Source organism: Lactobacillus leichmannii, from assembly GCF_024701915.1.
GTDB classification, from domain to species: domain Bacteria; phylum Bacillota; class Bacilli; order Lactobacillales; family Lactobacillaceae; genus Lactobacillus; species Lactobacillus delbrueckii.
In genome coordinates, this window is record NZ_QOCY01000041.1 from 1 (window position 1) to 6,215 (window position 6,215).

Annotated in this window: 5 protein-coding genes, 1 tRNA gene and 1 pseudogene; 5 read left to right on the plus strand and 2 right to left on the minus strand. The window is 49.8% G+C overall.

The genetic code is table 11. The features are described from left to right. Positions 1-276: 276 nt before the first annotated feature. Positions 277-360: transfer RNA gene (locus DS743_RS04340), tRNA-Leu, on the minus strand. A gap of 98 nt (positions 361-458) precedes the next feature. Between DS743_RS04340 and DS743_RS04345 the strand changes: the two genes are divergently transcribed. The 4 genes from DS743_RS04345 (at position 459) to DS743_RS04360 (ending at position 4,490) form a co-directional block, all read left to right on the plus strand. Then, on the plus strand, positions 459-1,745 hold the full coding sequence (locus tag DS743_RS04345; protein ID WP_003615677.1) for a serine hydrolase: 1,287 nt from the start codon (positions 459-461) through the stop codon (positions 1,743-1,745). A gap of 1 nt (position 1,746) precedes the next feature. Then, positions 1,747-2,598: an NAD(P)H-hydrate dehydratase gene (locus DS743_RS04350; protein WP_035184780.1), complete on the plus strand. Its 852-nt coding sequence runs from the start codon at positions 1,747-1,749 to the stop codon at positions 2,596-2,598. A 15-nt stretch (positions 2,599-2,613) separates the two neighbouring features. Continuing rightward, a complete protein-coding gene (locus tag DS743_RS04355) occupies positions 2,614-4,164 on the plus strand; it encodes a Rib/alpha-like domain-containing protein (RefSeq protein WP_035184778.1) in 1,551 nt (516 codons plus the stop codon). A gap of 101 nt (positions 4,165-4,265) precedes the next feature. Beyond that, entirely contained in the window at positions 4,266-4,490 is a 225-nt protein-coding gene (locus DS743_RS04360) for a hypothetical protein (protein ID WP_035175245.1), read from the plus strand. A 19-nt stretch (positions 4,491-4,509) separates the two neighbouring features. On the opposite strand, the pseudogene DS743_RS04365 reads toward DS743_RS04360, so the two are convergent. Next, positions 4,510-5,352 (minus strand): annotated as a pseudogene (locus tag DS743_RS04365) (IS982 family transposase). 152 nt (positions 5,353-5,504) lie between these two features. Here DS743_RS04365 and DS743_RS04370 point away from each other — a divergent pair. Further along, positions 5,505-6,215, plus strand: a 711-nt coding sequence (locus tag DS743_RS04370) for a YSIRK-type signal peptide-containing protein (protein ID WP_258945818.1), incomplete at its 3' end; no start/stop codon positions are given.

Consider the following 6,215-nt stretch of genomic DNA (forward strand, 5'->3'; position numbering starts at 1 on the left):
CAAGTTCAAGCAACTTCAAGTGCTTCAACTCCAGAAACTGCACCAGACACTACTTCAGGTGCTTCTCACTAAGAGCCGGCATAACTAGTAACATCAAAAGAAGATCTCCTTTTTTGAGGGAGATCTTCTTTTTGCTTTTTTAGAAAAAATTTACTTTTTTCTTAGGAGCAGTTTTCCATTGCTTTGCTAGGCTGAAAAGGCAGGAGAAGCAAAAAAGAGCCGACCCTTAGGTCAGCTCTTAAAACTACCATGCTGGACGTCCCAGCTATTCATTCATGCCCACTAAAGGAGTCGAACCTTCACTCTGTTGCCAGAACAGCGACCTGAACGCTGCGCGTCTGCCAATTCCGCCAAGTGGGCATCTCGTGCCTCAGCACATATTTAATAATAGCAAAAATTTGGTAAAATGGAAGTGCTAATTCAAAATTTTCGTAATTTTTTTGAAAAGAGGAGCGATTTTGTTAAAAAAGATCAAAAAGGCGCTGCTGAGTCTGGCAGCCAGTGGATTATTACTGACCGGAATAAGTACTTGGCAGGCCGCGCCGGTTGCGGCGGCAACCGCTAACTACCAGCAGCAGGACCTGAACCTGGACGTCAAGGCCGCGATTGCCGTTGATGCCGATAGCGGGCAGATCCTTTATGCCAAGAATGCCACGACCCCGCGGCAGATTGCTTCCATGACCAAGCTGGTGACGGTTTACCTGACCCTGCAGGCCATCAAGCAGGGCAAGCTGTCCTGGACCAGCACGTCTAAACCGACGGCCGCGATTGCCAAGATCAGCCAGAACACTGAGTATTCCAATGTGCCATTAACTAGCAGCCGTGCTTACACGATCAAGGATCTTTACCGGGCCACTTTGATCGAATCCGCTAACGGGGCAGCCATGACCCTGGCCCAGGCTGTCAGTGGCGACCAGGTAACTTTTGTTAAAAAGATGCGGAAGCTTTTGACCAGCTGGGGGATTAAGGACGCCAAGATCTACAACGCCTGCGGCTTGGCTAATGGCAACCTTGGCTCAGCCGCTTACCCGGGCGTGGGCAAGGACGTTGAAAACGAGATGTCAGCTACTGATATGGCCATCGTCTGCCAGAAGCTCTTAAAGGACTTCCCGGAAGTCTTGCAGACGACTTCAATTACCAGCGCTACCTTCTCATCCGGTTCAACGCAAAGCCAGATGACCAACTGGAACTGGATGCTGAAGGGGCTGAGCAGCTACTACTCTGACCTGCCAGTTGACGGTTTGAAGACCGGGACGACTGATAAGGCCGGTGCCTGCTTTGCCGGGACTGTGAAGAAAAACGGCCACCGGATCATCACTGTGGTTTTGGGCGCCAAGCACGCAAACAGCCAGGACCCGTCCCGTTTCGTGCAGACGGCCAAATTGATGCACTATGTCTACCAAAACTACACGGCCGTAACCTTGAAGAAGGGGTCCAGCATCAGCGGGGCCAACACGGTCAAGGTGCCAGAAGGCAAGGAAACCAGCAGCAAGGTTGTTTTGGACAAGACGGTGACTATCTGGGCCAAGCAGGGCAGCAAGCTGCAGACTTCTTTATCCAAGACTACTGTTTCTGCCCCTGTAAAGAAGGGGAGCAAGGTGGCCAGCTACAAGTTCTCAGCAACTAGCGGTAAATTGCCATCTCTTAGCGGCAAGACGGTGACTGCCCCAGCTGTGGCAACTCAGGACAACCAGGAGGCCAACTTCTTCGTCCGTTTGTGGCGGAGCATCTTTGGCAGCAAGTAAGATGAAAAGCATTGATGAAGATTTAGCCCGGCAGGTGGTCCGCCCCCGGCCGGCTGAAAGCCACAAGGGCAATTACGGCCGGGTTCTGCTAATTGGCGGAAATCACCAGTATGGCGGAGCCATCAGTATGGCTGCCGAAGCTGCGGTTTACTCCGGGGCGGGTCTGACAACGGTAGCGACCGACCCGGTCAATTTTGCCGCCCTCCACGCCCGCCTGCCAGAAGCAGCCGTGCTTGACTACAATTTAGATCTGGCTAAGCAGATTTCCCGGTCTAATGTAATTTTGTGCGGGCCTGGCCTGGGCCTGGGGGAAAAAGCCTGGGAAATTTTAGAAGCAGTCTGCCAGCATGTAGGTTCTGACCAGACTATTATTTTTGACGCCAGCGCTTTAGACTTGCTCAGCCAAAAGCCTGACCTGCTGAGAAATCTCCAGGCCGGCCTGGTCATTCTGACTCCCCACCAGATGGAGTGGCAGAGGCTGAGCGGGATCAAGATTGCTGACCAGGAAGACCAGGCCAACCAAGAGGCTCTTTCGCGTTTGTTCTCTGGCAAAACGAAAAATGTTATACTAGTCTTGAAGGCACATCGAACGCGAGTATATGCTTTTACAGGTGAAATCTACCGCAATTCAGCCGGCAACCCCGGAATGGCTACGGGCGGAATGGGCGATACTTTAGCTGGAATTATTGCCGCTTTTCTTGGCCAGTTTGGCCCCAAGCTGACCAGCGTTTTAGCAGCAGTTTACTGCCACTCAAGGGCAGGGGACGACCTTTACCAGTCTTCCTACCTGGTGCGGCCAACGCAAATTTCTGCTTATATGCCGCGCTTGATGAAGCGCCTGAGCACCTGTTAGATATCGGAGGGAATTATGAAAAAGTCAAAGTATCTTACCCTGCTTTCAGTGGCAGCTTTGACCCTGCTGACCAGTGGCCTGGGCAGCCAAGCAGTCTTGGCTGACACGGACACGGCGCAGACGACCAATACGTCAACCAACACGACAACGGATACGTCAGAAACGTCAACTGCCTTAAACCATCAAGAAGCCAAAGGACAGAAGCTGACCACGCCTGTGGGCACTCTGCCGAATGCTTCTGCCGCCATCAGCAACAAGGATGATTTAAAGAACGTAAAGAAAGTCCATGGTTACAGCTGGAAGACCACGCCAGACGTGTCAGCTGCCGGCAGCCAGAAGGCAACGGTAGTCATCACTTATACTGACGGGACGACCAGCGAAGTTGAAGTCGACCTGGAAGTAACCAGTTATGCCAGCCAGAACAGCCCTGTAGCCAAGACCGGCTTGACGGTCAAGGTGGGCAAGAGCCTGACGGCCAGGTCAGCCATCAGCAACCTTTCCAGCCTTAAGAACGTGCACAGCGTGACCTGGAAGCAGGCACCAAGCACGGCCAAGGCCGGCACGGTCAAGGGGACTGTTTTAGTAACCTACACTGACAAGTCCACTGACACGGTTGATGTTACGGTTAAAGTGTCTTCAGTCGTGACGACCAAGAAGTCGGTCAAGAAGAGCAAGAAGAAGCAATACATTACCAAGACCCGGAAGATCATCCTGGACCGGCCGGGCAAGAACAAGACCATCACCCAAAAGGTTAAGCTGTCCAGAACGGTAACGATCACTACCACGACGACTAAAACCTATACTGATGGCAAATTAACCAAGACTTCCAAGAAGGCGAAGAAGAGCTATGGCAAGTGGTCAAAAGGGAGCTGGAAGAGTTATAAGGTTCCTGCAATAAGCGGCTACAAGCGCAGCACGACTAAAGTTAAGGCCAAGACGGTGACCAGCAAGACCAAGAATGTTACCGTCAAGGTCAGCTACAAGCGGGTTCTGCATAAGCCAGCCAACGCTCCTTACTATGACCCTGCCGACATGCGGGCCAAGACTGGAGCTTACTACTTCCAGTCAAGTGAGAAGCGGGCTTACCCGAACCTGGCCAAGTACAAGAATGTCTGGATCCGGGTTTCCATCCTGGGCAACCGGGTTTACGTCATGAGCGGCAAGAAGGTCATCTACACTATGTACTCTTCAGCCGGCCGTTTTGAAATGACTAACGGCAAGTACCAAAGCGACACGCCGCGTGGCACCTTCTACTTGAAGGCAGCTTATGGCCCGTCCTTCATGTCTTCAGACGGCGTAGGGGCCCGTTACTACATGGCTTACTACGGCAGTGACTACTTGTTCCACAGCGTGCCAATCAACAACTATGGCTCTGGCGTCTACTACAATGGCTACCACTACGGCTACGGCGGCGTCGGCAGCACGGCCCACCTGACTGTGCAAGGGACCAAGCCAGACTCTCACGGCTGCATCCGGCTGACGCTGAGTGACGCCCGCTGGCTGTACGGTCAACGGACTTCAGGCAAGCTGAAGGTGGGTACCAAGGTCGTTATCAAGTACAAGTAGGCCTTTAAGTAGAATTTCTAGTCAAAAAATTAATATTACTTGTTAATGTAAAAGTAAACAGGACTTTTTCACGCGATGTGGAAGAGCCCTGTTTTTTTGCCTTGTATAGAATTGAATTGCTGATTGTTGCGGTTTTGCAGGACGACATCTATAACGCAACCAGCTATACCAGCCATGATGAAGCCGTAACTGACCGAGGGACCGGCACTCACTACGCTTTAGCCAGTGAGCTTTACCGGGAATTAACCGACAAGAGCCAGCAGAGCTTGACTGACGATGACAAGACTTATGTCCTTGATCAAGAGCTACTAATTAGTAACAAGTAATATAGAACTACGCGTGGTGCTAGTTGAAGAATCTGAATCCATATCTCTGTAGGATGTAGCTGATATTGTAAGTTAATACAATTATCTCGACAGTTTGTTGGAAACCATCTACATTTCTTGCAAGTATATTTTCAATTCCGTAGTACTTTAGTACTGAAAACACACTCTCGATTGTTCTGCGAATCGCCATTAGCTCTCTTTTGTTATGCTGCTTAGCACCCTTCATATTTTTCCGATAAGGTGTCCACAGTATATAACCGTCTATCTTGAGGGTATCGTGCAGTAGTTTGCCTATATAACCTTCATCGCCTAAGATAAAGTGCCCTTCGGGACGGGGACTGAGAATCAGCTCTTCTGCTTCTTTTGCATCGTGGATTGATGCCTTGGTGATTACATAGCCAAGAACATACCCGTCCTGAGATACGGCAAAATGGCCTTTAAAACCGTAGTAGTAAAACTTTTTGGTTGAGTTATAGCCAATGTTGGCTGTCCCTTCAAACACCTTAGCTCTGCGGTTTCTGATTGGCTGACACAAAGGCATGGGTAGACTGTCAATGATCATATACTGATCAAACAGATCGACTCTTGAGTTCAGATCGTTGACGATCTGAGCAGTGATGCCAAGAAGCGCCCTAGCCCTGCGCTTAAAACGAGGCCTAGAAAGACCACAAAGTCCCTAGCAACGGGCAAATCTGCGCTGAGAAGATATACCTTCCTCAGCTTGCCAGACAAGTAATGCAATGATCTCGTAGTCTGGAACCTTTACCAGATTGGCATTGCGGCGGTGAGTTAACCGAGATGGGGCGTACTTGTAATAAAGTTTCTTGCAGATTTTCGACAAAGTTCTAAACTCTACTTGCAAACGGTGACTATAAGGTTTAGTCTGTAGTTGGGATTCAACATTGTAAGGACTCCTTTCTGTTTTTGAATAATAAAGAAATGCCAGTTATATAATTACAGTGTATTAGTATACGCAAATAACTTCTCAGGAAAAATTAGGAGACGCATTAGGATATGAATTCAAGAAAGAAAATGATGAATGAACCATCTAGCGAAAAGCAAAGATGGTCCTTAAGAAAGATTAGCGTAGGTATGACGTCTGTGCTTCTTGGGGCGACTATGTTCTGGGCTAGTGGCGCGGGCAGCCAAGTAAAGGCTGATACCACGACTGCTAGCGAGCAAGCAGCCCAGACGCAGACGAATACAGCGAGAAAAGCTGCCGGCACGGAAAGTACCGAGCAGACAGAAGACAATAATGCCAATGCAGATGCAGGCAAGACTGCAGAAACTCCCGCGGCAACTGACAACGGCAGTCAAGAAACCACCACGGAATCGACGGCTGCCTCTTCTTCTGCCCAAAATCAGGGCCAAGCAGCAACCGCTACCTCAAGTACAACCACCAAGGCTGCTTCGAGTATCCTCAGTCAAGCGGACAGCGAAACTGCCAACTCAAACACTAGTCAAGCAGTAACTGCTACCTCAAGCGCTACTACCGAGGCTGTTTCGAGTGCCGCCAACCAAACGGGCCAAAAAGTAAGCTCCAGTAATAACAAAAGCCATGAGGCGAAAGCTCACACAACTAGTGCTGCCTCTGGTTCTATTAGCCAAGTAAATGATGGACAACCTATCACTGGTCTACGACACTACAGTAATAACAAGCTAGAATATTATGGCAAAGATCATGTTCAGTATCGTAATCGTTATGCTAGTCAGGGAAATAAGTGG